Below are 24,395 nucleotides of genomic sequence, written 5' to 3'. Positions count from 1 at the left end.
AGATATCACCATGCTTGAATTTTGGTTTAATCCTACCGTTTCTGTTGCAAAAAAATTAGCCTTTCTGGTTTTACTGGCATGTGTCAGCATTGGTTTATATCTTTACCAACCTTTAACATTGGACAATATTTTACTTTTTTCAGGAACAGGGATTATTTTCTTGATTTGCCGTTATTGCAAAATTCACTTTGCTGCAAAAAATCCAACAGGAATTTTTTATCGCTTACTGACTTGGATTCCATTGGCTTTGGTTTTGGCACTGGTCTTTAAAAATATGAACAATGGTGAAATTCTGATTCCAGGTGCACAAGGTATTGCTTTCATGGCATTAGCAGTATGTATTTTTTCACCTTTATCATTACTGCACCAAAACACAACTTCGCCAGAAACAAAATCAGAGTCAAAATGATGTTGGAGTTTTGGTATTCTGAACGCTGTACTCGTGAAATAAAGCTGATCAGTTCAATCGTCATCTGTGGCATGATTTACTATTGCTCAGGCATTGAGAAACTCAGTACAACACTCACGATGATTTGCTTAGGGATTGGTGTTGTAGCACATTTATTACACCAACAAAGCCTTAAAATTTCTGAAAATAATCTTTATGCACAAGGCTTTAAAATTCTGTTTTCTATTGCACCTATTGTTGCTGTAATTTTAGTGATCTGTTTATTAGCACCTCAACACAAACTCTTTACCGCCATACAAGCGATCGGCTTTAGTGCATTAGGTTTATTTATTGTGTCTATTTATCAAAATCGAGCGAAGCGTTTCGAGTAAATATTTTCAAGAGTTACTGCTTAATAACTGGTGTTATGCGCTTTAAAAGAAATATATTTTTTAAACAGCCTTAAACTTACTTGATTGAGTCTTACATCAAAAGTTTTGATTTAGGGATTAGCCTGCGGCTCGCCCTACTTTTGTTTCGACAAAAGTAGGCAAAACCATTGTCATCCGCAAAACTCGTCAACCACCATCTTTTGATTGATATATCGCAGAAACATTACTTATTTGGTGCAGTCCTGCCTCAAACACGTTGCGGATGACGTTAACGCGTATCCACTGCCATTGAGATCCAAAAATCTGGTTTTAATGTTACTGCGTAACATCAGTAAATAAAAACTGTTCAATAAAAAAAGAAGCTATTCAGTGAATAACTTCTTTTTATATCGACGAACACCACAATATATCAAACTAGATAAACACACGTCTTACATCACATTAAATAACTTTCTAAAACAACAAAGTAATTATGTAAGAAGTCTATTTATAACAGCACATTTGAAATAAAATTTTTAAAATAAAAGCGATTAACTTGGTAAACGGTAATATTCATAAGTCACGTTTGGATCTTTATACACATCATGGCTACGCTGTCTATAATCCGACACCCACTGAGAGCCTGTAAATCCAGCAATATGCCCATAACGATGGCGACTGGTACGGTTAATGATGTAGATATCGCCTTCTTGTGGATTATCAAAGGCTGGACGAATTTGCTTATAACCAATCTCTGTTAATGTCGAACCCCAATCTGATGCTGCAATTGGATGATCCGTAAAACGAGCCCCTGCTGACTGAAGTGCAATACGTACATATCGTGCACAACGATGTGCTGTAGTGCTTCGAGACATGCTCACTAAAGAGATGGATCCGTAAATTTGAACAACTCCTATAAGTGATATTCTGCTCCTCAAATGATGTTATAAACATCAATATATGGAGTATTTTATGGCACGTAGACCAAGAAGAAATCATTCAAATGATTTTAAAGCTAAGGTAGCACTTGCTGCGATTAAAGCAGAAAAAACACTTGCTGAATTGAGTGCTGAGTTTGATGTTCATCAAAACCAAATTATTGACTGGAAAAATCAATTGATCTCAGCTTCCTCGCAAGCTTTCGATCAATCAAAAGCTCCAACAGAACCACCCATCGATCTAAAAAAACTACATGCAAAAATCGGTGAGCAGGCATTAGAAATTGATTTTTTAGAAGGTGTGTTGAAGAAACTGGGCCGCTTCAACCACAAAAGTTAATCGACGACTCACTTCAGATTTCAGTATCTAAGCAAGCTAAGCTGCTGAAAGTCTCCCGTGGTTGTTATTACTATCGCCCAAAACCTGTGAGTGCATCAGATCTGAAGCTGATGCGATGTATTGATGAATTACATATGCAATATCCTTTTGCAGGCAGTCGTATGATGCGTGATTTGTTGAATCGTCAAGGACATCATATAGGACGACGTCATACACGTACTTTAATGAAGAAAATGGGTATTCAGGCGTTATATTGCAAACCAAATTTAAGCCAGGCTAATCAAGCTCACCGTAAATATCCATATCTGCTCAAAGGGTTGGCTATTCAGCGCAGTAATCAAGTGTGGTCTACGGATATAACGTATATCCCTATGGCAAAAGGCTTTGTTTATTTATGTGCTGTGATTGATTGGCATAGCCGCAAGGTACTTGCGCATAGGGTATCGATTAGTATGGAGGTGGATTTTTGTATTTCGGCTTTAAATGAAGCGATTGAAAAATATGGTCGACCTGAAATATTTAATACAGACCAAGGCAGCCAGTTTACCAGTGATGCATTTATTGATGTATTGAAATCAAATGGCATTCAAATCAGTATGGATGGTAAAGGTCGATGGGTAGATAATGTGATGGTTGAACGATTATGGCGGAGCGTTAAATATGAAGAGGTGTATCTCAAAGCTTATAGCAGTGTCACAGATGCGAAAAAGCAATTAAGTGCATATTTTGAGTTTTATAATTTGAAACGACCTCATTCGAGTCTAGACAAAATGACACCAAATGAGTTTTACTATGATCAGCTACCCCAACAAAACAAGGTGGCTTAACTAGAGCGGAATATCACTTATAAATACGCTTTTAGTTGTTCAAACAAGTGGGACCACCTCTCTAACTTTTCAGTAAACTTTGAAATATCCAAAAACTTAAACTGATTGTTCTCATCATTTTGATTTTTATAATTTTCAAATGCTTTATTTTTTAAAAATTGCTCTGGGTTAAATTTATTATTGTTTTCTGATCGAATCTGAACATTTACCGTGGGATTCACGTATTCATTCATATTCACATTATGGTCATAAATCATGTAGCGTCCTCAACAGCCCTTTTCAATTGATCCAAACAGCCTTGTTCAAACCAACAAAACAATTCACAAGCCATGAATACTAATCAGCAAACCTTAAAATGTAGACTTAAAACATGTAAAAAAATATGTAAGTGTTAATAAATCTCATTTAAAATACCCCAACTCACTGAAACTACTGAATTTACAAAGTATACAAAACATTTTTAATTGATTACTTTTTAATCAATTAATGAATTTTAAGTCGTATTGGTAAAATATTTCATGAATCTAATCAATCAATTAAACTGTCAATTAAGTCACATTTATATTTTTAATTTCAGTTTAAAACGCATCTAAATTTCTATTTTTAAATAAAAAAGCTTATGAATTTCTCATAAGCTTACCCTCAAACAACCAATAGCGGATGTGCTACAACAATGCGAATTAATAACAATCCCAGTTATACAGCACTTTGGAAAAATCACGCTTTTTAAGGTCATCTGGATGAATAAAGAAATTCCCTACGCCAGAATCTCCCCACATAATCTCTATACCGTCTGTATCATCCGTATCAATCTGCAACAGTAAGACATAGTCTTGAATATTCTCATTATATTCACGTGGATCAGACTGAGTGAAGAATGGATAACCGCCGAGACGATGACCATTTGCAGAGATCACTTCACTATATTCATCACAAAACTCTTCACTCTCATCATCCTCTTTATCATAAGGATCAGTGACTTTTTCCGCAAAATCAAAATTATTCAGATCAATATAGCTAACCGCTTTTTCAAATTGCACAGCGGATTGACCTGAAACTGGGCTATAGGCATCATCCCCCAATACAGGAAAATCTTGTACCAATGCTGAATCATCTTGCTGAACCGTGTCATAGAAAATAACCCGAAAACCATCTTGTTTTTGTTGATCATCGAAGTCCAAACCATACAAATCATCATTTGGATTGATAAAAAATTGCAAGATTCCTGACTTCGGATACTGATCATTTTCAGGCAATTCAGCAAAATTAATCTGTGCCAACAACTGTAAATTTTCACCCTCTAAACTTTGTGGGTATTGTTGCCCAATCGGTAAATATGGATGTCCACCCACTTTACTTTGCCAAAGACTTAACTGATCAGCAGCAGATAGATTGATTTCAATACTGTCTTTTTGAGTTGCTACAATTTGTTCCTTATAGGGTTGTAGGCAAGCAGGAAGTTCATTCAAATCTATACTCATTTGTTATCTCTCTTCATCTTAGGTTTGATTGTAAATTCGATTTAAATCGGCTTTTTAAAGTTAGGTCACAAACTAAAAAAATATCATAGTTAAAAAGACCATGAGATTAGTATAAACTCTCTAGCTATTCAAAAATATTACGGATCAGTAGCTGTGCGACATGACTTGTCTTATCCTTTGGTCTTGTCGATAGCCACTCTCCTCAACTTGGAACATTTATGAAAGCGTATTTAGACCTTTTACAACATATCCTAGACAATGGCGGTGACAAAGGTGATCGTACGGGTACAGGTACACGTTCTGTATTTGGTCATCAAATGCGTTTTGACTTATCTAAAGGCTTCCCTTTACTCACCACCAAAAAAGTGCATTTCCGTTCAATCGTGATTGAACTGTTATGGTTCTTGAAAGGTGATACCAATGTTCAGTATTTAAAAGACAATAAAGTATCGATTTGGGATGAATGGTCAACTGCTGAACAAACGGCTCGTTTTGGACGCCCTGAAGGTGAATTGGGACCTGTTTATGGTCATCAATGGCGTAACTTTGGTGCGACTAAAAAAGAGGATGGTTTGTTTGAAAATGATGGCTTTGATCAAATCAGTTGGTTGGTCAATGAAATCAAAACCAATCCAAACTCACGTCGTTTAATCGTATCTGGTTGGAATCCAAATGAAGCAGGTAAAGTCGCACTACCACCTTGCCATACCTTGTTCCAGTTCTTCGTTCAAGATGGTAAATTATCTTGCCAACTGTATCAGCGCAGTGCAGATGTGTTTTTAGGTGTGCCGTTTAATATTGCAAGCTATGCCTTACTCACACACATGATCGCGCAAGTGTGTGGCTTAGGTGTAGGCGACTTCGTTTGGACTGGTGGTGATACACATTTATATGCCAACCATTTTGAACAAGCGCAATTACAATTGACCCGTGAACCCTTACCTTTATGTCAATTGAAACTCAATCCTGAAATCAAAGACATTTTCGATTTTAAATTTGAAGATATTGAAATTGTCGGTTACGAATCGCATCCTGCGATTAAAGCTCCTGTTGCGGTTTAATTTTAAAATAACACCACATTAATTGAATTCCCCTAAATCCCTCTTTAAAAATATTCTCCTCTCTTAAACTCCTCCCTTTGACAAAGGGAGGTTGGGAGGGATTAAAAACGAGTTAATTATGACATTTAAAAATTTTGAAATTGTGCATGTGGTTGCAATGGATCAGCAACATTGTATCGGCAAAGGCAACGATCTTCCTTGGCATATTTCAGCCGACCTAAAACACTTTAAAGAAATCACCCAAGGCGGTGTGGTGGTAATGGGACGTAAAACCCTTGAATCGATGGGACGTGCTCTACCGAAACGTGTCAACTGGGTGATTACCCGTGATCTAAACTGGGCTTTTGAAGGTGTAAAAACTGCGGACTCAATTGAATCAGCACTAGAACAAGCCATTCCTGATGTTTTAGCCTCAGAAAAACCAAATACAATCTTTATCATCGGTGGTGGTGAAATTTTCAAACAAACCATCAATATTGCTGATCGTTTAGAACTCACTCATGTTGAACTGGATGTGCAAGGTGATGCACATTACCCAGAAATTCCTGCTGAATTTAAAAAAGTCGCAACTGAATCACATATTGATGACAAAACTGCCATTGCATTTGAGTTTGCAACTTACCGAAAATAGGGCTGTTTAATAAATAAAAATAGCATGTTATGAACAGTGTAAATAGAAAATCAGTAATGCATACCATTTTAATGGGCTTGCTCCATTCCCTTTTTGGGCTTTTTATTGTTCTGACATCACTCTGGTTTTGTTTAGCGATATGGATACAACAACCTTTAGGGCAAGTGGTGAGTTATATCATCATCGCGCTTTGGGTTATTTTCGCTTTTAGTATTCTAGGAATCTATTTTACAAAAAATCTGTTTAGCCGAAAAACAGATACTTTGATCTACATAGCGGCTTTTCTGATCAGTCTATTGTGGTATTTCAATATTCCTGCTAAACAAGATCGTCAATGGAGTCCTGAAGTCTCTCGTATTTTTAGCTATGAAAAACAAGGGAATTTGGTCACTATTCACAATGTCCGTAATTTTAACTGGCATTCAGAAACACAGTATGATGAACAATGGGATACTCGTACATTTAATTTAGATCACATCACTGGAGTCAATATCATTACCTCCTATTGGATGGGACCTCAAATCGCACATACCTTGGTCAGTTTTAATTTTTCGGATCAAAAGCCTTTGGTTTTTTCAATAGAAATACGCAAAGAGAAAACTGAAAGCTTTTCTGCCATCGGTGGTTTTTTTCGACAGTTTGAGTTGAGTCTGATTGCCTCAGATGAAAAAGATATTGTTTATACTCGTAGTAATATTCGTGGTGAACAAGTCTACTTCTTTCCCATTCAATTACCCAAAGCAGAAAGCAAAGCACTGTTTGAAGAATACTTATCAAAATCCGATGGTTTAGCCCAAAATCCGAAATGGTACAACACGCTAACAAGTAACTGTACAACTTTGGTTTTTGATATGATTCAAGCCATTAGTCCTAAAAAACTTCCTTCAGATTATCGTTTATTTGCTTCAGGTTATTTACCAAATTATTTATATGATTTAGGTGCGCTTAGTCATCAATGGTCAATGAAAGAATGGTATAAAAATGCACATATCAACCCAAGAACTGCGAGATATGCACATTTTAAATATCAGAACAGTACCAATTTTTCAAAAGTCGTTCGTCTCGGTTTACCCCAACCTTTAGAGAAATGAGTAATCGCAAGTTGTATATTTAAATTTGCTCAGACCAGAAATTTCATTTATTTTCTATGTAGATAAATTTATTGAAATTAAAGAGATCGTTTATGTTAAAAAACCTAATTTCAACTTCAATTGTGACCGCAAGCTTATTGATAACAGCTTGTACAACTACACCTAATTCAGATCAACAAGCTCAAAATTTAGCCTTATTACAAAATAAAAATTGGGAACTCACTTATATTGGTGCGACTGAATTTAAAGCTGATCCAAATGCACGTAATAACCCAAGTATTCAGTTTGGTTCTGACTTACGTGTCAGTGGTTCAGATGGTTGTAATCGTCTCATGGGACAGTATGCGATTAAAGGACAGCACATCACGCTTGGGCAATTGGGTGCGACCAATATGTTTTGTCAAAATACGATGCAACTTGCAGGGCAATATACTGAAGCATTGAATAGGGTGAAAGGTTATCAAGTCTATAACAAAACCTTAAAACTACTGGATCAACATGGAAATCGTGTTTTAGAGTACAAAATTCAATAAACACTAAACCGCCTCTTAAAATTAAAAAGCAAAAGTCCGATTATTCGGGCTTTTGCTTTTTAATTTATGAATATTTTTTCATCATCAATCCAAGATAGAAACAATACTTTTAATACATACCCCATCCATAATTCCAATTTAAAATAAGGTTTTATTTTTAAACTTGGCTGTCTTTATGAAAATTTTAGCTACTGTCATAATCACATGTTTACTTCTTTCAGCATGTAGTTCGATGAATGTAAGACCGACTGTAGGTGTCAGTATGGGGACATCTGTGAAATAAAAAAACAGCGCCGAGGCGCTGTTTTTTTTTATTTAAATGCATCCATAATACCTTGCCAAGGTTTTACAAATGGACAATTCGTTCCATATGGACTGGCATCAAAAGGTTGTCCTGCATCTGAATCACTATCTACTTTCATGATACCTAAACCATAATTCATACTAGATCTTAAAGAGCTACCACTCACCTTCACATCAGCATTTAGCTGAACACTTTGCCAACCAGCATAACTTCTCAAATAGTTAACTTTAAAATCAAATTTACCAGTAGAATCGGAAGTGTATGTAAATGTAGGAGTAATCGTGCCATCTGGTGAAACAAAACCTGTAGCAATAGGCTTTGTCGCTGCAATTGCACATTTGACTGGTGTTCGAGGAGCTATCACCAAACCAGTTAAAGCATCAACTCCAGCTTGTAGAGCTGTAACTGTTGCTTGAAATGCATTTATCTCTGATTTTTTTACTGAAATTTTACCATTTAAATCAGCGATTAAATTATTAAGCGTAATTATTGCAGCCTTAGAGTCAGCTGTTGCTGGATCTATTGCCTTTTGCTTATCTAACTCTGATTTACTATCAGCTAATTGGCTTTGTAAATCAGCTAATTCACTATTCGCTTGTTGTAACTTTGCCGAAGCTTGAGCAGACTTAGTCTTTAAAGTTAATACATCATTTTGTCGAATATTATCGAGTTCTTGCTTTAGCTTAAATACACCTTCATAAGCTTGAAGAAAATCAATACTCATCGTTACCGTTTGATTTGCTATTGGTTTACCATCTATGTCTACGATATGTGCAGACAATGACTCTGTATAATAAGTTTCCGCAGGATTCTTTGAGATCACACCTGAACGACCAAACGTGATATTTCCTACTGGCTGCGTTACTACAGCTGAAGTAACGTTTAACTTAGTAGATTGTAAAGTAGTAACACCGTTACTATCTTTAATAGATGCATTCAGTGTAATACCATTTTTTATTAGATTATCAGCAACACTACCACTCGAGCTTGGTAAGACTATCGTAAATGTAGCATTACCTTCATCATTCGTTGTGATAACAGATGCACCAGAAATAGTGACTAAGTTGGTCTTAGTATCTAACACTGCGAGTGAAATAGACTGACCACTAACACCACCACCATTCTCATCTACGGCTTTTACTGTAATAAGTGCTGAGTCACCAGTGACAACTAATGTTGGTTTATTGGTTGTTAGATTTAAATGTAATAAAGCTTCAACACCACTAACAGAATTAGATACATTCAATAACATTGTTTGTGAGGTAATTTTTTCAGATGTGTCTACAAACTGAGCAGTCAGTCTCACACCTTTAGCAACCAAATCATCAATATTTTTTATATTTGCACCATTTAATTCTAAGTTAAATACAGCATTTCCAAGCTCATCCGTTACACTAGTTGATGTACCGGCAATAGTTATCCCATTATTTTGCGTATCTTCAATTGCCAATGACACATTTTGTGCTGAAACTCCACCACCATTAACATCGACTAATTTAACAGTTAACGTCGCTTTATCTCCAATCACATTAAGTGTTGGCTTAGATGAATTCATTACGATGTGATAATTTGTTGCAACAGGTTTTGGAGTTGTTGTTGTATCACCATCGCCAGCTGGTGAACCACTTTTACCATAATAACCATCTCCCCCACCACAACTCGCTAACAAAATTGAAATAGCAATTGCACTTAACTTTCCAGTAAATTTTCTAGTATCCATAATTTTACCCAACTGAAGAAACCTTAAATTTGTATTTGTATAATTTGCCTGCTATGTAACCATAGATATTTACAGGTGTAAATATGCTATTTATAAATGTTTTTTTATGTAATTTTTATTGTTTAAAATCAGGTTAATATATGTACGACATTATTATTATCGGTGCAGGAACAGCGGGCATAAGTGCTTATAAAGAAGCAATTAAACATACTCAAAATGTACTTATTATCAATAAAGGTCCTTGGGATACAACCTGTGCACGTGTAGGATGTATGCCGAGTAAAGTGCTCATCTCCACCGCCAATCGAATGCATGATATTCAAAATGCCCAAGAAATTGCTTTAAACGTAAAATCAGAAATAGATACAAGCCAAGTAATGGAACACGTACAAACTTTGCGTAATCGCTTTACTCGAGCAACACTTAAAGACGTTGAAAGCTGGAATGCAGAACATAAAATTTCAGGTGAAGCTAAATTTATCAATCCGAATACCATTGAAGTAAATGGAGAACAATACCGAGCAAAATCATTTATTATCGCTGTCGGCTCAACACCAAGCTACGACCAAAATTGGAAAAATGAAATTGGCGATAAGCTCATGACTTCGGATGAAATATTTGAATTAAATACTTTACCAAAATCCATTGCAGTCATTGGTAGTGGTGTTATTGCAATTGAATTAGCACAAGCAATGCATCGTTTAGGTGTTGAAACCACGATATTTGCACGCAGCAAAAAAGTCGGTGTGCTCAGTAGTCCAACCCTACAAAATATTGCGCAAATAGAACTAACAAAAGAACTAAATATTAAATTTGAAGTATTACCTAGCCAAATTAAAAATAAAGAAGCAGGCGTTGAAATTCACTTTACTGAGAATAATCAGTCTAGATCCATCCATGTAGACTATATTTTAAATGCTACTGGGCGTAATACACATTTACCCAGCTTAGCTTTAGAAAATATTGATCCTGCTTTTTCAGACCTAAAAAAACTTCCAATTGATCTAAAAAGTAAGCAATTGTCGTCATTACCGATCTTTATCATTGGTGATGCTTTTACTCAAACACCATTACAACATGAAGCCGCCAATGAAGGACGTGAGGTTATCTCAAGTTGCTTAAACTTTCCTAAAGTAAGCAATCTAAATACTTTAACACCTTTAGGTATTGTGTTTAGCAATCCGGAAATGGCAATTGTGGGACAAAGTTATACAAATCTAACCAAATCAAACATTGAGTTTATAACTGGCTTCGTATCATATGAAAAACAGGGGCGTGCTTTGGTTTTAGGAAAAAATAAAGGCGCGATAGAAGTGTATGTAGACAAAAATTCAAGAAAGCTTTTAGGTGCTGAATTATTTGTAGAATCAGCAGAACACATGGCACATCTACTCTCTTGGATAATCGGTGAAGAATTAACAATTGATGATATTCTAAAAAAACCTTTTTACCATCCAACACTAGAAGAAGGATTACGTACTGCATTGAAACATGCAAGAAGACAACTACGATAATATAGTGTTAAATCAATGTGGATTATGAGCGTCTATTGAATAATAGAAGCTCTTTTTATCTAAATACCAAAATTACACATATATTTTCCGTCCAATAAAAAACACCCTCAACCATTTCTAGTTGAGGGTGTTTTAAATTTAAAAGCTGGCGATGACTTACTCTCACATGGGTAACCCCACACTACCATCAGCGCTAAGAGGTTTCACTTCTGAGTTCGGGAAGGGATCAGGTGGTTCACTCTTGCTATTGTCGCCAGCAAACTGTTTATGATTAATCACTTGGTCTTATTTAACTGTATTTACAGTGTGTGCCTAGCTTTGGTCAAATGAGTTATTAACAGGATAATTTGAGTTGGTAATTGTATCTAGCTTTTGAACTAAATCAAGGTCAATCATTACTGATTGTTTGGTTTTGAATCGATTGATGCATACAACACAACTGTTTGGGTGTTGTATAGTCAAGCCTCACGAGCAATTAGTATTGGTCAGCTTCACATGTCACCATGCTTCCACATCCAACCTATCAACGTCGTAGTCTTCAACGGCTCTTTAGAGGACATAAAGTCCTAGGGAAATCTTATCTTGAGGTAGGCTTCCCGCTTAGATGCTTTCAGCGGTTATCCCTTCCGAACATAGCTACCCGGCGATGCGACTGGCGTCACAACCGGTACACCAGAGGTTCGTCCACTCTGGTCCTCTCGTACTAGGAGCAGATCCTCTCAAATTTCCAACGCCCACGGTAGATAGGGACCGAACTGTCTCACGACGTTCTAAACCCAGCTCGCGTACCTCTTTAAATGGCGAACAGCCATACCCTTGGGACCTGCTTCAGCCCCAGGATGAGATGAGCCGACATCGAGGTGCCAAACACCGCCGTCGATATGAACTCTTGGGCGGTATCAGCCTGTTATCCCCAGAGTACCTTTTATCCGTTGAGCGATGGCCCTTCCATACAGAACCACCGGATCACTAAGACCTACTTTCGTACCTGCTCGACTTGTGGGTCTCGCAGTTAAGCGCGCTTTTGCCTTTATACTCTACGCGTGATTTCCGACCACGCTGAGCGCACCTTCGTACTCCTCCGTTACTCTTTAGGAGGAGACCGCCCCAGTCAAACTACCCACCAGACATGGTCCTCGTCCCGGATAACGGGACAGAGTTAGAACCTCAATATTACCAGGGTGGTATTTCAAGGACGGCTCCATGGCAACTAGCGTCGCCACTTCAAAGCCTCCCACCTATCCTACACAAGTAAGATCAAAGTTCAATGTCAAGCTGCAGTAAAGGTTCACGGGGTCTTTCCGTCTAGCCGCGGGTACACCGCATCTTCACGGCGATTTCGATTTCACTGAGCCTCTGCTGGAGACAGCGCCCCCATCATTATGCCATTCGTGCAGGTCGGAACTTACCCGACAAGGAATTTCGCTACCTTAGGACCGTTATAGTTACGGCCGCCGTTTACTGGGGCTTCGATCAAGAGCTTCGCTTACGCTAACCCCATCAATTAACCTTCCAGCACCGGGCAGGCATCACACCCTATACGTCCACTTTCGTGTTTGCAGAGTGCTATGTTTTTAATAAACAGTTGCAGGGGCCTGGTTTCTGTGGCTGTCGTCAGCTCAGGAAGCAAGTTCCATCACCAACAACAGCGTACCTTCTCCCGAAGTTACGGTACCATTTTGCCTAGTTCCTTCAGCAGAGTTCTCTCAAGCGCTTTGGTCTACTCGACCTGACCACCTGTGTCGGTTTCGGGTACGATTCCTGTGTAACTGAAGCTTAGAGACTTTTCTTGGAAGTATGGTATCAGCCACTTCGCTAGTAAACTAGCTTGCTATCAGTTCTCAGCATAGAGCACCCCGGATTTGCCTAAGATGCATGCCTACTACCTTTCACCTGGACAACCAACGCCAGGCTGACTTAACCTTCTCCGTCCTCTCATCGCATTACACAGAAGTATTGGAATATTAACCAATTTCCCATCGACTACGCCTCTCGGCCTCGCCTTAGGGGTCGACTCACCCAGCCCCGATTAACGTTGGACTGGAACCCTTGGTCTTTCAGCGAACGGGTTTTTCACCCGTTTTGTCGTTACTCACGTCAGCATTCGCACTTCTGATACCTCCAGCATGCTTCTCAACACACCTTCATCGGCTTACAGAACGCTCCCCTACCACTTACACTTACGTGTAAATCCGCAGCTTCGGTACTATATTTTAGCCCCGTTACATCTTCCGCGCAGGCCGACTCGACTAGTGAGCTATTACGCTTTCTTTAAAGGGTGGCTGCTTCTAAGCCAACCTCCTAGCTGTCTATGCCTTCCCACATCGTTTCCCACTTAATATAGATTTTGGGACCTTAGCTGGCGGTCTGGATTGTTTTCCTCTTGACTACGGACGTTAGCACCCGCAGTCTGTCTCCCGGATAGTACTCATTGGTATTCGGAGTTTGCATCGGTTTGGTAAGTCGGGATGACCCCCTAGCCGAAACAGTGCTCTACCCCCAATGGTATTCGTCCGAGGCGCTACCTAAATAGCTTTCGGGGAGAACCAGCTATCACCGAGTTTGATTAGCCTTTCACCCCTATCCACAAGTCATCCCCTGGCTTTTCAACGACAGTGGGTTCGGTCCTCCAGTTAGTGTTACCCAACCTTCAACCTGCTCATGGATAGATCACCCGGTTTCGGGTCTATACCCAGCAACTATGCGCCCTATTAAGACTCGATTTCTCTACGGCTCCCCTATACGGTTAACCTTGCTACTGAATATAAGTCGCTGACCCATTATACAAAAGGTACGCAGTCACCGAACAAGTCGGCTCCCACTGCTTGTATGCATGCGGTTTCAGGATCTATTTCACTCCCCTCACAGGGGTTCTTTTCGCCTTTCCCTCACGGTACTGGTTCACTATCGGTCAGTCAGGAGTATTTAGCCTTGGAGGATGGTCCCCCCATATTCAGACAAGGTTTCACGTGCCTCGCCCTACTCGTCATCATTATATGTGCCCTTTCGTGTACGGGACTATCACCCTCTACGGTAGCACTTCCCAGAGCTTTCCGCTAAAACACATATAACTTAATGGGCTGATCCCCGTTCGCTCGCCGCTACTGAGGGAATCTCAATTGATTTCTTTTCCTAAGGGTACTGAGATGTTTCACTTCCCCTCGTTTGCCTCGTAACACTATGTATTCATGTTACGATACCTATCTTATGATAAGTGGGTTCCCCCATTCAGAAATCTCCGGATCACAGGATATTTGCCGCCTCCCCGAAGCTTATCGCAGGCTATTACGTCTTTCATCGCCTCTGACTGCCAAGGCATCCACCACATGCACTTAATTACTTGACTATACAACCCCAAACAGTCGCTTGTTCCTACAAGTAGAACAATCAACATTACAGTTTGAAGTACTGTGCACCTAAGCACCGTACAGCTTCAATCTAAATTCATATACCAAAACGCTTGATTCAGTTTAATCGCTAGTAACTCAATTTCTCTTAATCATTCAAACATGTCACTTGCGTGTCATATTCTTATGTTTAATTGAAATGAGTATGAACAATTTATTTCAACTCAAATATATTCTGTTAATGATTAACTACCATCTCGTCGATGCGTAGTAAACTGTGATAAATCACAGAAGTTAACAAGACGCGTATAATACGCCGACTTCTTATTAATTTCTATAATCTAGGACTTCGTTCGATTAAAGCCTGCGCAAAGCATAGCTTTTTGCTTAAATTTTAAGGAAAAGCGTTGCTTTTCTATTCTTAAAATTTGGTGGAGACTAGGAGAGTCGAACTCCTGACCTCCTGCGTGCAAAGCAGGCGCTCTACCAACTAAGCTAAGTCCCCAGCTTAAGACCAATATATCTAATTTTCTGTATTCTATATTTAAACTCTCATTCAAATATTTCGTTAGTCAGAATGGTGGGTCTGACAAGACTTGAACTTGTGACCCCACGCTTATCAAGCGTGTGCTCTAACCAACTGAGCTACAGACCCTCAGATACATCAATGAAGAACAACTTGTTGTGGATTCTTACCAATCGTCAATCTTTCGTTAAGGAGGTGATCCAGCCGCAGGTTCCCCTACGGCTACCTTGTTACGACTTCACCCCAGTCATCGGCCACACCGTGGTAAGCGTCCTCCTTACGGTTAGACTACCTACTTCTGGTGCAACAAACTCCCATGGTGTGACGGGCGGTGTGTACAAGGCCCGGGAACGTATTCACCGCGGCATTCTGATCCGCGATTACTAGCGATTCCGACTTCATGGAGTCGAGTTGCAGACTCCAATCCGGACTACGATCGGCTTTTTGAGATTAGCATCACATCGCTGTGTAGCAACCCTTTGTACCGACCATTGTAGCACGTGTGTAGCCCTGGTCGTAAGGGCCATGATGACTTGACGTCGTCCCCGCCTTCCTCCAGTTTGTCACTGGCAGTATCCTTAAAGTTCCCACCCGAAGTGCTGGCAAATAAGGAAAAGGGTTGCGCTCGTTGCGGGACTTAACCCAACATCTCACGACACGAGCTGACGACAGCCATGCAGCACCTGTATGTAGATTCCCGAAGGCACCAATCCATCTCTGGAAAGTTTCTACTATGTCAAGACCAGGTAAGGTTCTTCGCGTTGCATCGAATTAAACCACATGCTCCACCGCTTGTGCGGGCCCCCGTCAATTCATTTGAGTTTTAGTCTTGCGACCGTACTCCCCAGGCGGTCTACTTATCGCGTTAGCTGCGCCACTAAAGCCTCAAAGGCCCCAACGGCTAGTAGACATCGTTTACGGCATGGACTACCAGGGTATCTAATCCTGTTTGCTCCCCATGCTTTCGTACCTCAGCGTCAGTATTAGGCCAGATGGCTGCCTTCGCCATCGGTATTCCTCCAGATCTCTACGCATTTCACCGCTACACCTGGAATTCTACCATCCTCTCCCATACTCTAGCTTCCCAGTATCGAATGCAATTCCCAAGTTAAGCTCGGGGATTTCACATCCGACTTAAAAAGCCGCCTACGCACGCTTTACGCCCAGTAAATCCGATTAACGCTCGCACCCTCTGTATTACCGCGGCTGCTGGCACAGAGTTAGCCGGTGCTTATTCTGCGAGTAACGTCCAAGCATCTTGGGTATTAACCAAGAGCTCCTCCTCCTCGCTTAAAGTGCTTTACAACCATAAGGCCTTCTTCACACACGCGGCATGGCTGGATCAGGGTTCCCCCCATTGTCCAATATTCCCCACTGCTGCCTCCCGTAGGAGTCTGGGCCGTGTCTCAGTCCCAGTGTGGCGGATCATCCTCTCAGACCCGCTACAGATCGTCGCCTTGGTAGGCCTTTACCCCACCAACTAGCTAATCCGACTTAGGCTCATCTATTAGCGCAAGGTCACAAGTGATCCCCTGCTTTCTCCCGTAGGACGTATGCGGTATTAGCGTTCCTTTCGAAACGTTGTCCCCCACTAATAGGCAGATTCCTAAGTATTACTCACCCGTCCGCCGCTAGGTCAGTTACCGAAGCAACTCCCCCCGCTCGACTTGCATGTGTTAAGCCTGCCGCCAGCGTTCAATCTGAGCCATGATCAAACTCTTCAGTTAAAATCATTAGTGACTTAAGGTCACAATTCTGGCTCATCAATTTTCTGACAAATTCTCTCAAATAAACTTCGAGTAATTTAAACCAATCAATCAATGATAATATTTCGATCAATCAATCAGTAAAAATCCACACAAGTTGTTCTTCATATTCTCTTAATGATCTTCTCAATGCTTCGTCAGCATCAAGCTAGGTCGGCTATATTACTCCGAATCTCTTCAAAGTCAACTAGTAATTCAAATTATTTTAAACTTTCTCTCTAAAACCCAACCCAATCAATCTTAACTAAGTCACTGTTTTATCAGAAGTTTTAATCTTCATCACCGCCGATGGATGTGCATTCTACAGCATTTCAGGTCAGACGCAACCCCCTTTTTCTTTTTTTTATAAAAAACTGTTCTGTCTGTTTATTTATTCTGCAAAAACTGCTTTTTTTGCTATTTTTTAAGCATAATTAGGGCAGGGTTTGCAGATTTATTAAAAGCTTTATTCTCTTTATCTATTTCTTGCCACTTTAAAGGTCGGCAATCGATGTATTCACAATAACCACTTTCGCCTTGATATAGGTCTTCATTAATTTGAAGTTGATAACTAAAGCTACCGACATAGCCTGCACCTAAACCAAATTTATAATCGCCACGACTTTGCGCTTCTAGATTGATTTGAATATTTTCATCTTGATATTGCCACCCAAACTCACGTGGCAAGTACATTTCTTGTTGGTTTGGCGTTTTAACTTTAGGAAAGACTCGGTCAATATTAAAATGCGCTTTCTTATCTAGCATCGTCATTTGATTATTCTGAGCATCACGTAAATAAATTCGTGAATATAAAATACTGTTCATTTGATCACGACTATGCATACAGATCATTTGTAAGTCTTCGCTGAGTTGCACAATTTGATAGACATATAAAGCATGTGGAAGATAAGGAAAGTTCACCATTCTCAAATATTCAAAAGCACCCATTTGTTGAATTTGATATTTTTCCTGTTTAAATTGAATCGTGCCCTCGCAATGTGCTGGCACAGACCAATGCTCTGCAAACCCAAATTTTAAATAACTAAAATATGAAACCAGTGGCATGGTAGTCACTTTTAAATTAAAACTAAGTTCATCATCTTGTCTTTGAATTTCAAAACTTGGGAATTTTCCAAATAGCTTTTCTTTTTGTCCAAACCCAAAATTCACTTGATGATTTTCATCATTGGAAAACTGACAATCATTTTTTATTGAATATGAATTGAGTTGTCCAACCATGTTTGGACTAGAGCTCACCAAAACTGTTGCCGTATCTAATGCGCTTGTCGAAACTTCACTTTGGTTGCAAAAAACTGCGCTATTAGGCTGACCCATAAAGCTAAAGAAGTTGAAATAATGTAATGGCGCAGGAAGATCTGTAATGACCAATTTTTGGTGAATGATTTTATATTTATCTTTCGGTGGATGATATTGTAATTCTATAGGTTTTTGAGCTTGATTCAGTTGCCTAGACTGATCTAAGAAATCTTGAAACAACCGCATATCAAGCTCCTCACCATTTTAATTATTCATTTTTATTTAGCTCATCTTATGCAACCGTATTTTTACGTGCAAGAAAAGTCGTTACAAAACCAGAAATCGCATAGATAACTGAAATCACCAGAATACCTACAGGAATATTATAGGTCATCGCAGCAAGGATAAAAACAGCGATTGGTAATACAAAAAAAGGAACTCGTTTACGGTCTACGGTCTTAAATGAATAGTATTTGATATTTGAAATCATCAACAATCCTACAGCAATAATAATCGCAGCATTAATTGATTGAATCGTCATATCTTTTAGGTCAAAAATATAAGGAAAATCTCGACCTACCCAAACCAATGAAATAATCATAACCGCAGCCAAGGGACTAGCAACACCAATAAAATAACGCTTATCGACTACACCGATTTGCACATTGAAACGGGCTAAACGGAATGCAGCACATGCAGTATAGACAAAACAGGCCGCCAATCCGATACGACCTAAATCATGTAAACTCCAACTATACATCAGGATCGCAGGTGCAACACCAAAAGCCAATAAATCTGATAACGAATCGAATTGCTCACCAAAAGCACTTTGTGCACCAATCGCACGTGCAACTCGCCCATCCAAACCATCAAGCAGTGCAGCAATAAAAATCGCATAGATTGCCTGAGTATAATCACCATTCATACTGGCAATAATCGAGTAGAATCCCGACAACAATGCTGAAGTGGTAATTAAATTTGGCCACAAATAGATTCCGCGACGTTTCACCTTCTGCCCTTCATGCGTATGCTCTTCTTCTTCAACCTCAAATGTGATGCCATCATATCCTGGGTCTTGATGAGAAGAGTTTGGACTTTCTGGTTTATTTATATTTGTCATTTTAAAATCCTATCTATGGCTCTAAGCGAGCTGTTGATATTCTACCGAATTGATTTACTACATTCATTTTTAAGTGAAAATGACATGAATTACTTCATTTATTTGGTCTAAAATTGTAATTCACATCATCCACGGCATGTTCAACAGAATGCTTTATTCTCCAACTAACCAACGCACTGCCGCATGCCCACCATTTTCACTCATACGCAAATGTGGGAATAACCATTGCAATGCTTCATCTGCATCTTCAGAGAATTTCCAAGGTGGATTAATCACCAACAGACCACAACCATTTAAACCTACTGGCGTGTCATCAGGCCATACGCAGACTTCGCAGACCAATTGACGGCGAATACCTGTTTTAAACATTTTCTTTTCAAAGCGTTCAATCATCGCGCGGTCTTTGATTGGGTACCAAATCGCAAAAACACCTGTTGGCCATTTTTTATAGGCTGCCACGATCAATTCAACCAATTGTGGAAAATCTTTACGCTCAACTTCGTACGGTGGATCGATCATTACCAAGCCACGTTTTTCTTTTGGTGGAATTACACCTAAAAGACCTTCATAAGCATCACGCTCATGTAAGCCCGCACGTTTATCACGAATATTAAAATAGAGCTGTTGAAACACATCACGTTGCATTTCAAAAATAGTCGCTTTATCAATATCACGCATCGCTTCAATAGCAAACCACGGCGAACCAGGATAAGCACCTTTGCCTGAACCTGCACGCATATCTTCAACAATCTTAAGATATTGTTTTACGCCTTCAGGCGCATTACGCTTAATTGAATCATCGAGTTTAACAAGGCGATGAATCCCTGTTAAAAACTCACCTGACTTTTGCGCCTCAGATGTAGATAAGTCATATTTACCCGCACCACCATGTGTATCTATATAGCGATATGGTTTGTCTTTAGCATTGAGACGTGTCAAAAGTTGCAGCAATAACACATGTTTCATGACATCGGCAAAGTTGCCTGCATGGAAATGGTGACGGTAATTCATGTTTCGATTAATTCCTGAGTTCAACGCATATTTTAACACGAAAAAATGTTTCTTCACTGCCCATCGTTTGTTCTAAAATAACAAGCTTATTTTATTCGGTTATTTTTGGTCATTTATGGAAGCTTCTCTTGTCCCAAAGTCTTGGAATGTTGATCAAATTCTTGATGATTTAGATCAACATGGATTTACCATTATTGATCATGCCTATTCTTTAGAATACGTACATCAATTGGTTAAAGAGTGTACATCACATTTAAATGAATTTCGTGATGCAGCGATTCAAAATGGTGTTGTGAGTAATATTCGCAGTGATCATATTCTATGGATTAATGAAAATTTAGCCATTGCACAACAGCATATTCAAGCTCTATTCCAACTTTCGCAAAGTTTAAATCGTGCCTTTTATCTAGGGATCAAAGATGTAGAAGCACATTTTGCCTGTTATAACGCAGGTGAGTTTTATGCCTTACATCGTGATAACCCACAAGGTAAAAATGGCAGAATGATTTCTGCCGTGTATTATTTACATGAACAATGGCAAGATGACTGGGGTGGCAAGCTACATTTACAAGATAAAAATAACATTTGGCATTTCATTGAACCAAAACCTAATCGTATAGCCATGTTTCAAAGCGATCTACTCCATGAAGTCATAGAAGCAAAACATCAACGGCTGTCGATCACGGCATGGCTCAGAAGTGATAATGCTTTGTTGTAACTGGATTTGCGCCAACACGGTAAAAATGCAACGCTGTATCGCATTTTATCTCACTTTAAATTTAGCCAATCAACCTCATAATAGAGTGTAGAAATTAAGAGGATTCAGCACATGTTTGATAATACAAAACAAATCATTTCACGTATTGGCGAAACGGATCAATTGTATTTGTCAGGCAATACTCCTGAGTTGGCGCTTGAACGTGGTGACTTACGTTTACAATTGGTCGAACAAAGCAACTCCAAACAAGAGCAAATTCATTTTCTTCAAGAAGCTATCGTGTTACTCGAAACCGCACGTGTTGAATATGAAGAAATGCCAATGTCTTTGTATGTGAATTTGTCGTTACATTTAGCCAAAGCCTATATGATCTATTTTGAACTGACCAAAGAAGTTCGTTATGCATTGATCACGCAGCAAATTTTAAAGCCTATGACACAACATGAAAGTGCGGATATTTATTTCATGCTTGCTTATGCTTCTGTGAGCAAAAATGAATTGTCATTGACACGACACTGGCTCAAAAAATATATGGCGACAGCTGATTTTGATCTGGTCTTGTTAAGACAACACCCTGCTTTAAAACCTGTACGTAATGAAACTTGGTTCACGCAAATGGTTCAAAATAAGTTGCATTGAGTTCAGCCTACACAGGCTTGTACAAAGTTAAAACCAACATTTGAATTAATATAGAAAAGATGGTCATTCAATAACTTGAGTGACCATCTTTTTTGTTGCTCTGGGGGAAGGAAAATTTAAGCCATTTGTAACTTATAAGCATCCATGTGTAATTGTTGATTAAGTTCATCAATCCACATCGACCAATCGTCATCTTGAACCAAATGACTGATTAAAAAATCGCGCTGTGATTTATTCCAGAATGGTGCGTCATGCAAATTTTGATTTGCGGTTAATTGGTGAGTCCGGACATAAAGCTCAATTGCAGCAGGACTATTTGCCAAACCGAGCTGAGAAAATAATAAGGCTAAAGATGGTTGTTTATTCATGAGCTTCCTGCCCTCCCTCGGTTAAATCTCTGTCATTTAATCATTGTGAAATTTATATCAAAAAAATTGTATTTACTTATACAACTAACTTATAAGAATTCAGATAAAAAAAATAGCCTCGCAGCTATTTTTTGTTGTTTCAATTTGTGATTAAATTTCAATCATTATTTGATATAGAACACGTTTTCAATAAAATCTATGGTTTATGCGACAATAACTCACTCAACTCATCAATCACCAAAGACCAATCATCATCTTTACGCCAGTGGCTGGCTATAAAATCGCGCTGTGAATCATTCCAGAAATCTGCTTCGTGCATCATGACGCCTTTTGATAATTGATGGCTTTCCACAAACTGATCGATTGAAGCCTGATCAGAATCCAATCCTAACTGATCAAATAATAATTTGAGTGTCGGTTGTTCATCAAACATTTTATTTCCCTCTATTCCTTATTGTTAAAAGTACGATAATAGGTTTAAAACTAACTGTTTTTCATTCTAAATTCAGCTCAATCTTGCATTGTTCTTGTTATTGTTTGTTAATCATATTGTCAATAAGTTTCCATAAAAAAGCACCCCAAAATGGAGTGCTTCTTCAATTCAATCTAAAAGATCAGTGATCTTAAAAATTCAATTATTTAACCATGTCAGCAACTGCTGCACGTTCGCCTTCTAACTCATCAAGTGTAACGTTGATACGTTCACGGCTGAATTCGTCGATTTCAAGACCTTGAACGATTTTGTATTCGCCATTTTCACAAGTTACAGGGAAACCGAACATTACGCCTTCAGGGATACCATAAGAACCGTCAGAAGGAATACCCATAGTTACCCATTTGCCGTTTGTGCCAAGCGCCCAATCACGCATGTGATCGATTGCAGCATTTGCAGCAGACGCAGCTGAAGATAAACCACGTGCTTCGATGATTGCAGCACCACGTTTACCAACAGTTGGAAGGAATACGTTTGCATTCCAGTCAGCATCGTTGATTTTGTCTTTTAAGCTTTCGCCGTTTACTGTTGCAAAACGGTAGTCAGCATACATTGTTGGAGAGTGGTTACCCCAAACAGTCATCGTTTCGATGTCAGAAACTGCAACACCCGCTTTTTGAGCAAGTTGAGTTAACGCACGGTTGTGGTCAAGACGTAACATTGCTGTGAAGTTTTTCGCTGGAAGATCTGGAGCAGATTTCATTGCGATATAAGCGTTAGTGTTCGCAGGGTTACCTACAACAAGAACTTTAACGTCACGGCTCGCAACTTCGTTAAGTGCTTGGCCTTGACCGATGAAGATTTCACCGTTTACTTTAAGTAGTTCAGCACGTTCCATACCAGGACCACGTGGACGTGAACCAACTAAAAGTGCATAGTCAGCATCTTTGAATGCAACTTTAGGATCATCAGTACCGATCATGCCTTCTAACAATGGGAATGCACAGTCGTCTAATTCCATCATTACGCCTTTAAGCGCAGCTTGAGCTTTTTCAAATGGAACTTCTAATAATTGAAGGATAACTGGTTGGTCTTTACCAAGCATTTCACCACTAGCGATACGGAATAATAAGCTGTAACCGATTTGACCTGCAGCGCCAGTAACGGCAACACGAACTGCTTGCTTCATGTAATTATCTCCAATTGAGGATCGTTAATGTGACTAAACGGTTGAATCCGTTTTAATCGAATTATCATAAACGGCAAAGATTGTACTCCAATCCTTTGACACTTGCATGTAAAAGAGAATGAATTTCAACAAAAGTATGATAGGAAATATGAATAAAATCTGTTGAAAGACCTAATATGTCCCTTTGATCGAGAATGTATTCGGACAATTTGACACGATATGGTTTGAACATTGTTTATACTGACCATTGACCCGATAACACACTTGCACCTCGGTCAATACTGGGTTTGACGCATAACTTTGGCAGGTAAAGCGGATACTTTCACTGTTCATACCTGGATTCAAACGCACAATCTGAGACTTCAATGCATGATGTTGCACATTTTTATTTTCTGCACTGGTCAATTCTGTCGGCACTTTTAGTTTATCTGCTAAATTAATCACTGTTCGAAAATATTGTGCTGCATTCATCGGTACGCAACCACCCACACTGCGCCACAATTGCACACGTGCATTTTCTTCAGGCATGACACGTGCAACAACTTTAGCCTGTAATGGAGACAAACTCGCAGAACTATTGGTTGAACAATTTCGCTCAGTCGTTTCAGGCAATAGCCCAGTAATCGTGAGTGAATAACCTTCTAAACATTTACGTTGCTTTTGTTTGGTCGAGTCTAATGCACAAACCGCAGGCGTTAATTGAACCTGCATCACATAGCCTTGTATTTGCGGTGCAGCATGTAACGGCACATTAAACAAAAAGAATCCTGCACAGCCTAAAACCCATGCCATGCAAGATTTTTTCAATTTACGCAAAATACTCAAATTCATTTACTTACCAAT

20 protein-coding genes, 2 tRNA genes, 3 rRNA genes and 1 pseudogene are annotated in these 24,395 nt (G+C 39.2%); 10 read left to right on the top strand and 16 right to left on the bottom strand.

Going from position 1 to position 24,395, the window contains the following annotated elements:
- The first annotated feature begins 10 nt into the window (after positions 1 to 10).
- Together BEN71_RS03360 and BEN71_RS03355 are read left to right on the top strand one after the other, a co-directional pair.
- Entirely contained in the window at positions 11 to 409 is a 399-nt protein-coding gene (locus tag BEN71_RS03360) for a hypothetical protein (RefSeq protein WP_068973046.1), read from the top strand.
- Complete coding sequence (locus BEN71_RS03355) at positions 409 to 780, top strand: hypothetical protein (protein ID WP_068973130.1); 372 nt, start codon at positions 409 to 411, stop codon at positions 778 to 780. The genes BEN71_RS03360 and BEN71_RS03355 overlap by 1 nt, the downstream gene beginning before the upstream one ends.
- 530 nt (positions 781 to 1,310) lie before the next feature.
- On the opposite strand, the pseudogene BEN71_RS03345 reads toward BEN71_RS03355, so the two are convergent.
- A pseudogene (locus tag BEN71_RS03345) lies at positions 1,311 to 1,619 on the bottom strand (CHAP domain-containing protein); the annotation flags it as partial.
- 112 nt (positions 1,620 to 1,731) lie between these two features.
- Here BEN71_RS03345 and BEN71_RS03340 point away from each other — a divergent pair.
- Positions 1,732 to 2,864 (top strand): IS3-like element ISAba14 family transposase gene (locus BEN71_RS03340; RefSeq protein WP_223155595.1). Its coding sequence is split into 2 segments (ribosomal slippage): positions 1,732 to 1,984 and positions 1,984 to 2,864, totalling 1,134 coding nucleotides; the frame shifts between segments, so codons are not numbered across the junction.
- A gap of 17 nt (positions 2,865 to 2,881) precedes the next feature.
- Here the strand turns inward: BEN71_RS03340 and BEN71_RS03335 are convergent.
- The gene (locus BEN71_RS03335) at positions 2,882 to 3,121 is read right to left on the bottom strand and encodes a hypothetical protein (RefSeq protein WP_068975506.1); all 240 of its coding nucleotides are present in this window, start codon (positions 3,119 to 3,121) and stop codon (positions 2,882 to 2,884) included.
- A gap of 423 nt (positions 3,122 to 3,544) precedes the next feature.
- Positions 3,545 to 4,345 carry a YwqG family protein gene (locus BEN71_RS03330; protein ID WP_068975505.1) on the bottom strand — a complete coding sequence of 267 codons (801 nt, stop codon included), beginning with the start codon at positions 4,343 to 4,345 and terminating at the stop codon, positions 3,545 to 3,547.
- A gap of 218 nt (positions 4,346 to 4,563) precedes the next feature.
- Here BEN71_RS03330 and thyA point away from each other — a divergent pair, with 218 nt between their 5' ends.
- The 4 genes from thyA (at position 4,564) to BEN71_RS03310 (ending at position 7,661) form a co-directional block, all read left to right on the top strand.
- Positions 4,564 to 5,406 (top strand): thymidylate synthase, encoded by an 843-nt coding sequence (thyA, locus tag BEN71_RS03325; RefSeq protein WP_068975504.1) that lies wholly within the window; start codon positions 4,564 to 4,566, stop codon positions 5,404 to 5,406.
- 118 nt (positions 5,407 to 5,524) lie between these two features.
- Positions 5,525 to 6,037, top strand: a complete 513-nt coding sequence (locus BEN71_RS03320) for a dihydrofolate reductase (protein WP_068975503.1) — start codon at positions 5,525 to 5,527, stop codon at positions 6,035 to 6,037.
- 29 nt (positions 6,038 to 6,066) lie between these two features.
- On the top strand, positions 6,067 to 7,128 hold the full coding sequence (locus tag BEN71_RS03315) for an Lnb N-terminal periplasmic domain-containing protein (protein WP_068975502.1): 1,062 nt from the start codon (positions 6,067 to 6,069) through the stop codon (positions 7,126 to 7,128).
- Between the two features lie 92 nt (positions 7,129 to 7,220).
- Positions 7,221 to 7,661 (top strand): META domain-containing protein, encoded by a 441-nt coding sequence (locus BEN71_RS03310; RefSeq protein ID WP_068975501.1) that lies wholly within the window; start codon positions 7,221 to 7,223, stop codon positions 7,659 to 7,661.
- A 311-nt stretch (positions 7,662 to 7,972) separates the two neighbouring features.
- On the opposite strand, the gene BEN71_RS03305 is transcribed toward BEN71_RS03310, so the two are convergent.
- Complete coding sequence (locus tag BEN71_RS03305; protein ID WP_068975500.1) at positions 7,973 to 9,685, bottom strand: hypothetical protein; 1,713 nt, start codon at positions 9,683 to 9,685, stop codon at positions 7,973 to 7,975.
- Between the two features lie 140 nt (positions 9,686 to 9,825).
- Here BEN71_RS03305 and BEN71_RS03300 point away from each other — a divergent pair, with 140 nt between their 5' ends.
- On the top strand, positions 9,826 to 11,199 hold the full coding sequence (locus BEN71_RS03300) for a dihydrolipoyl dehydrogenase (protein ID WP_068975499.1): 1,374 nt from the start codon (positions 9,826 to 9,828) through the stop codon (positions 11,197 to 11,199).
- Between the two features lie 143 nt (positions 11,200 to 11,342).
- Here the strand turns inward: BEN71_RS03300 and rrf are convergent.
- The 8 genes from rrf to BEN71_RS03255 all read right to left on the bottom strand — a co-directional run bounded on the left by rrf (position 11,343) and on the right by BEN71_RS03255 (position 20,205).
- Positions 11,343 to 11,457: ribosomal RNA gene (gene rrf, locus BEN71_RS03295) — 5S ribosomal RNA — on the bottom strand.
- 196 nt (positions 11,458 to 11,653) lie between these two features.
- Positions 11,654 to 14,545: ribosomal RNA gene (locus tag BEN71_RS03290) — 23S ribosomal RNA — on the bottom strand.
- Positions 14,546 to 14,975: 430 nt separating this feature from the next.
- Positions 14,976 to 15,051, bottom strand: a tRNA-Ala gene (locus tag BEN71_RS03285).
- Between the two features lie 73 nt (positions 15,052 to 15,124).
- Positions 15,125 to 15,201 (bottom strand) — tRNA-Ile (locus BEN71_RS03280).
- A 59-nt stretch (positions 15,202 to 15,260) separates the two neighbouring features.
- Positions 15,261 to 16,799: ribosomal RNA gene (locus tag BEN71_RS03275) — 16S ribosomal RNA — on the bottom strand.
- The 16S, 23S and 5S rRNA genes sit together here with 2 tRNA genes alongside, the layout of an rRNA operon.
- Positions 16,800 to 17,234: 435 nt before the next feature.
- Entirely contained in the window at positions 17,235 to 18,320 is a 1,086-nt protein-coding gene (locus tag BEN71_RS03265) for a DUF6670 family protein (RefSeq protein WP_068973644.1), read from the bottom strand.
- 46 nt (positions 18,321 to 18,366) lie between these two features.
- Complete coding sequence (gene pssA / locus BEN71_RS03260) at positions 18,367 to 19,194, bottom strand: CDP-diacylglycerol--serine O-phosphatidyltransferase (protein ID WP_068973645.1); 828 nt, start codon at positions 19,192 to 19,194, stop codon at positions 18,367 to 18,369.
- A 153-nt stretch (positions 19,195 to 19,347) separates the two neighbouring features.
- Entirely contained in the window at positions 19,348 to 20,205 is an 858-nt protein-coding gene (locus tag BEN71_RS03255) for a 23S rRNA (adenine(2030)-N(6))-methyltransferase RlmJ (protein WP_068973646.1), read from the bottom strand.
- A gap of 115 nt (positions 20,206 to 20,320) precedes the next feature.
- Here BEN71_RS03255 and BEN71_RS03250 point away from each other — a divergent pair, with 115 nt between their 5' ends.
- The gene (locus tag BEN71_RS03250; RefSeq protein ID WP_068973647.1) at positions 20,321 to 20,923 is read left to right on the top strand and encodes a 2OG-Fe(II) oxygenase; all 603 of its coding nucleotides are present in this window, start codon (positions 20,321 to 20,323) and stop codon (positions 20,921 to 20,923) included.
- A 111-nt stretch (positions 20,924 to 21,034) separates the two neighbouring features.
- A complete protein-coding gene (locus tag BEN71_RS03245) occupies positions 21,035 to 21,562 on the top strand; it encodes a hypothetical protein (protein ID WP_068973648.1) in 528 nt (175 codons plus the stop codon).
- A gap of 116 nt (positions 21,563 to 21,678) precedes the next feature.
- Here BEN71_RS03245 and BEN71_RS03240 read toward each other — a convergent pair whose 3' ends face one another.
- From BEN71_RS03240 to BEN71_RS03225, 4 genes are all read right to left on the bottom strand, one after another.
- Complete coding sequence (locus tag BEN71_RS03240) at positions 21,679 to 21,930, bottom strand: DUF2789 family protein (RefSeq protein ID WP_068973649.1); 252 nt, start codon at positions 21,928 to 21,930, stop codon at positions 21,679 to 21,681.
- Between the two features lie 196 nt (positions 21,931 to 22,126).
- Positions 22,127 to 22,363 carry a DUF2789 family protein gene (locus BEN71_RS03235; RefSeq protein WP_068973650.1) on the bottom strand — a complete coding sequence of 79 codons (237 nt, stop codon included), beginning with the start codon at positions 22,361 to 22,363 and terminating at the stop codon, positions 22,127 to 22,129.
- A gap of 202 nt (positions 22,364 to 22,565) precedes the next feature.
- A complete protein-coding gene (locus BEN71_RS03230) occupies positions 22,566 to 23,552 on the bottom strand; it encodes a malate dehydrogenase (protein ID WP_068973651.1) in 987 nt (328 codons plus the stop codon).
- 171 nt (positions 23,553 to 23,723) lie between these two features.
- Positions 23,724 to 24,383: a ribonuclease T2 family protein gene (locus BEN71_RS03225; protein ID WP_068973652.1), complete on the bottom strand. Its 660-nt coding sequence runs from the start codon at positions 24,381 to 24,383 to the stop codon at positions 23,724 to 23,726.
- Positions 24,384 to 24,395: the final 12 nt, after the last annotated feature.

Origin of the sequence: Acinetobacter wuhouensis (assembly GCF_001696605.3) — a bacterium.
Lineage (GTDB): Bacteria > Pseudomonadota > Gammaproteobacteria > Pseudomonadales > Moraxellaceae > Acinetobacter > Acinetobacter wuhouensis.
Note: the sequence above shows the minus strand (reverse complement) of the source record. Positions and strands in the feature narration are given on the sequence as shown.

What these genes read in the sequence shown, in the direction of transcription:
- BEN71_RS03225 (WP_068973652.1), bottom strand. Translation starts at nt 24,383, where the DNA reads ATGAATTTGAGTATTTTGCGTAAATTGAAAAAATCTTGCATGGCATGG.
- BEN71_RS03360 (WP_068973046.1), top strand. Translation starts at nt 11, where the DNA reads ATGCTTGAATTTTGGTTTAATCCTACCGTTTCTGTTGCAAAAAAATTA.
- BEN71_RS03245 (WP_068973648.1), top strand. Translation starts at nt 21,035, where the DNA reads ATGTTTGATAATACAAAACAAATCATTTCACGTATTGGCGAAACGGAT.
- BEN71_RS03230 (WP_068973651.1), bottom strand. Translation starts at nt 23,552, where the DNA reads ATGAAGCAAGCAGTTCGTGTTGCCGTTACTGGCGCTGCAGGTCAAATC.
- BEN71_RS03305 (WP_068975500.1), bottom strand. Translation starts at nt 9,685, where the DNA reads ATGGATACTAGAAAATTTACTGGAAAGTTAAGTGCAATTGCTATTTCA.
- BEN71_RS03315 (WP_068975502.1), top strand. Translation starts at nt 6,067, where the DNA reads ATGAACAGTGTAAATAGAAAATCAGTAATGCATACCATTTTAATGGGC.
- thyA (WP_068975504.1), top strand. Translation starts at nt 4,564, where the DNA reads ATGAAAGCGTATTTAGACCTTTTACAACATATCCTAGACAATGGCGGT.
- BEN71_RS03265 (WP_068973644.1), bottom strand. Translation starts at nt 18,320, where the DNA reads ATGCGGTTGTTTCAAGATTTCTTAGATCAGTCTAGGCAACTGAATCAA.
- BEN71_RS03320 (WP_068975503.1), top strand. Translation starts at nt 5,525, where the DNA reads ATGACATTTAAAAATTTTGAAATTGTGCATGTGGTTGCAATGGATCAG.
- BEN71_RS03355 (WP_068973130.1), top strand. Translation starts at nt 409, where the DNA reads ATGTTGGAGTTTTGGTATTCTGAACGCTGTACTCGTGAAATAAAGCTG.
- BEN71_RS03255 (WP_068973646.1), bottom strand. Translation starts at nt 20,205, where the DNA reads ATGAATTACCGTCACCATTTCCATGCAGGCAACTTTGCCGATGTCATG.
- pssA (WP_068973645.1), bottom strand. Translation starts at nt 19,194, where the DNA reads ATGACAAATATAAATAAACCAGAAAGTCCAAACTCTTCTCATCAAGAC.
- BEN71_RS03330 (WP_068975505.1), bottom strand. Translation starts at nt 4,345, where the DNA reads ATGAGTATAGATTTGAATGAACTTCCTGCTTGCCTACAACCCTATAAG.
- BEN71_RS03300 (WP_068975499.1), top strand. Translation starts at nt 9,826, where the DNA reads ATGTACGACATTATTATTATCGGTGCAGGAACAGCGGGCATAAGTGCT.
- BEN71_RS03310 (WP_068975501.1), top strand. Translation starts at nt 7,221, where the DNA reads ATGTTAAAAAACCTAATTTCAACTTCAATTGTGACCGCAAGCTTATTG.
- BEN71_RS03335 (WP_068975506.1), bottom strand. Translation starts at nt 3,121, where the DNA reads ATGATTTATGACCATAATGTGAATATGAATGAATACGTGAATCCCACG.
- BEN71_RS03240 (WP_068973649.1), bottom strand. Translation starts at nt 21,930, where the DNA reads ATGAATAAACAACCATCTTTAGCCTTATTATTTTCTCAGCTCGGTTTG.
- BEN71_RS03250 (WP_068973647.1), top strand. Translation starts at nt 20,321, where the DNA reads ATGGAAGCTTCTCTTGTCCCAAAGTCTTGGAATGTTGATCAAATTCTT.
- BEN71_RS03235 (WP_068973650.1), bottom strand. Translation starts at nt 22,363, where the DNA reads ATGTTTGATGAACAACCGACACTCAAATTATTATTTGATCAGTTAGGA.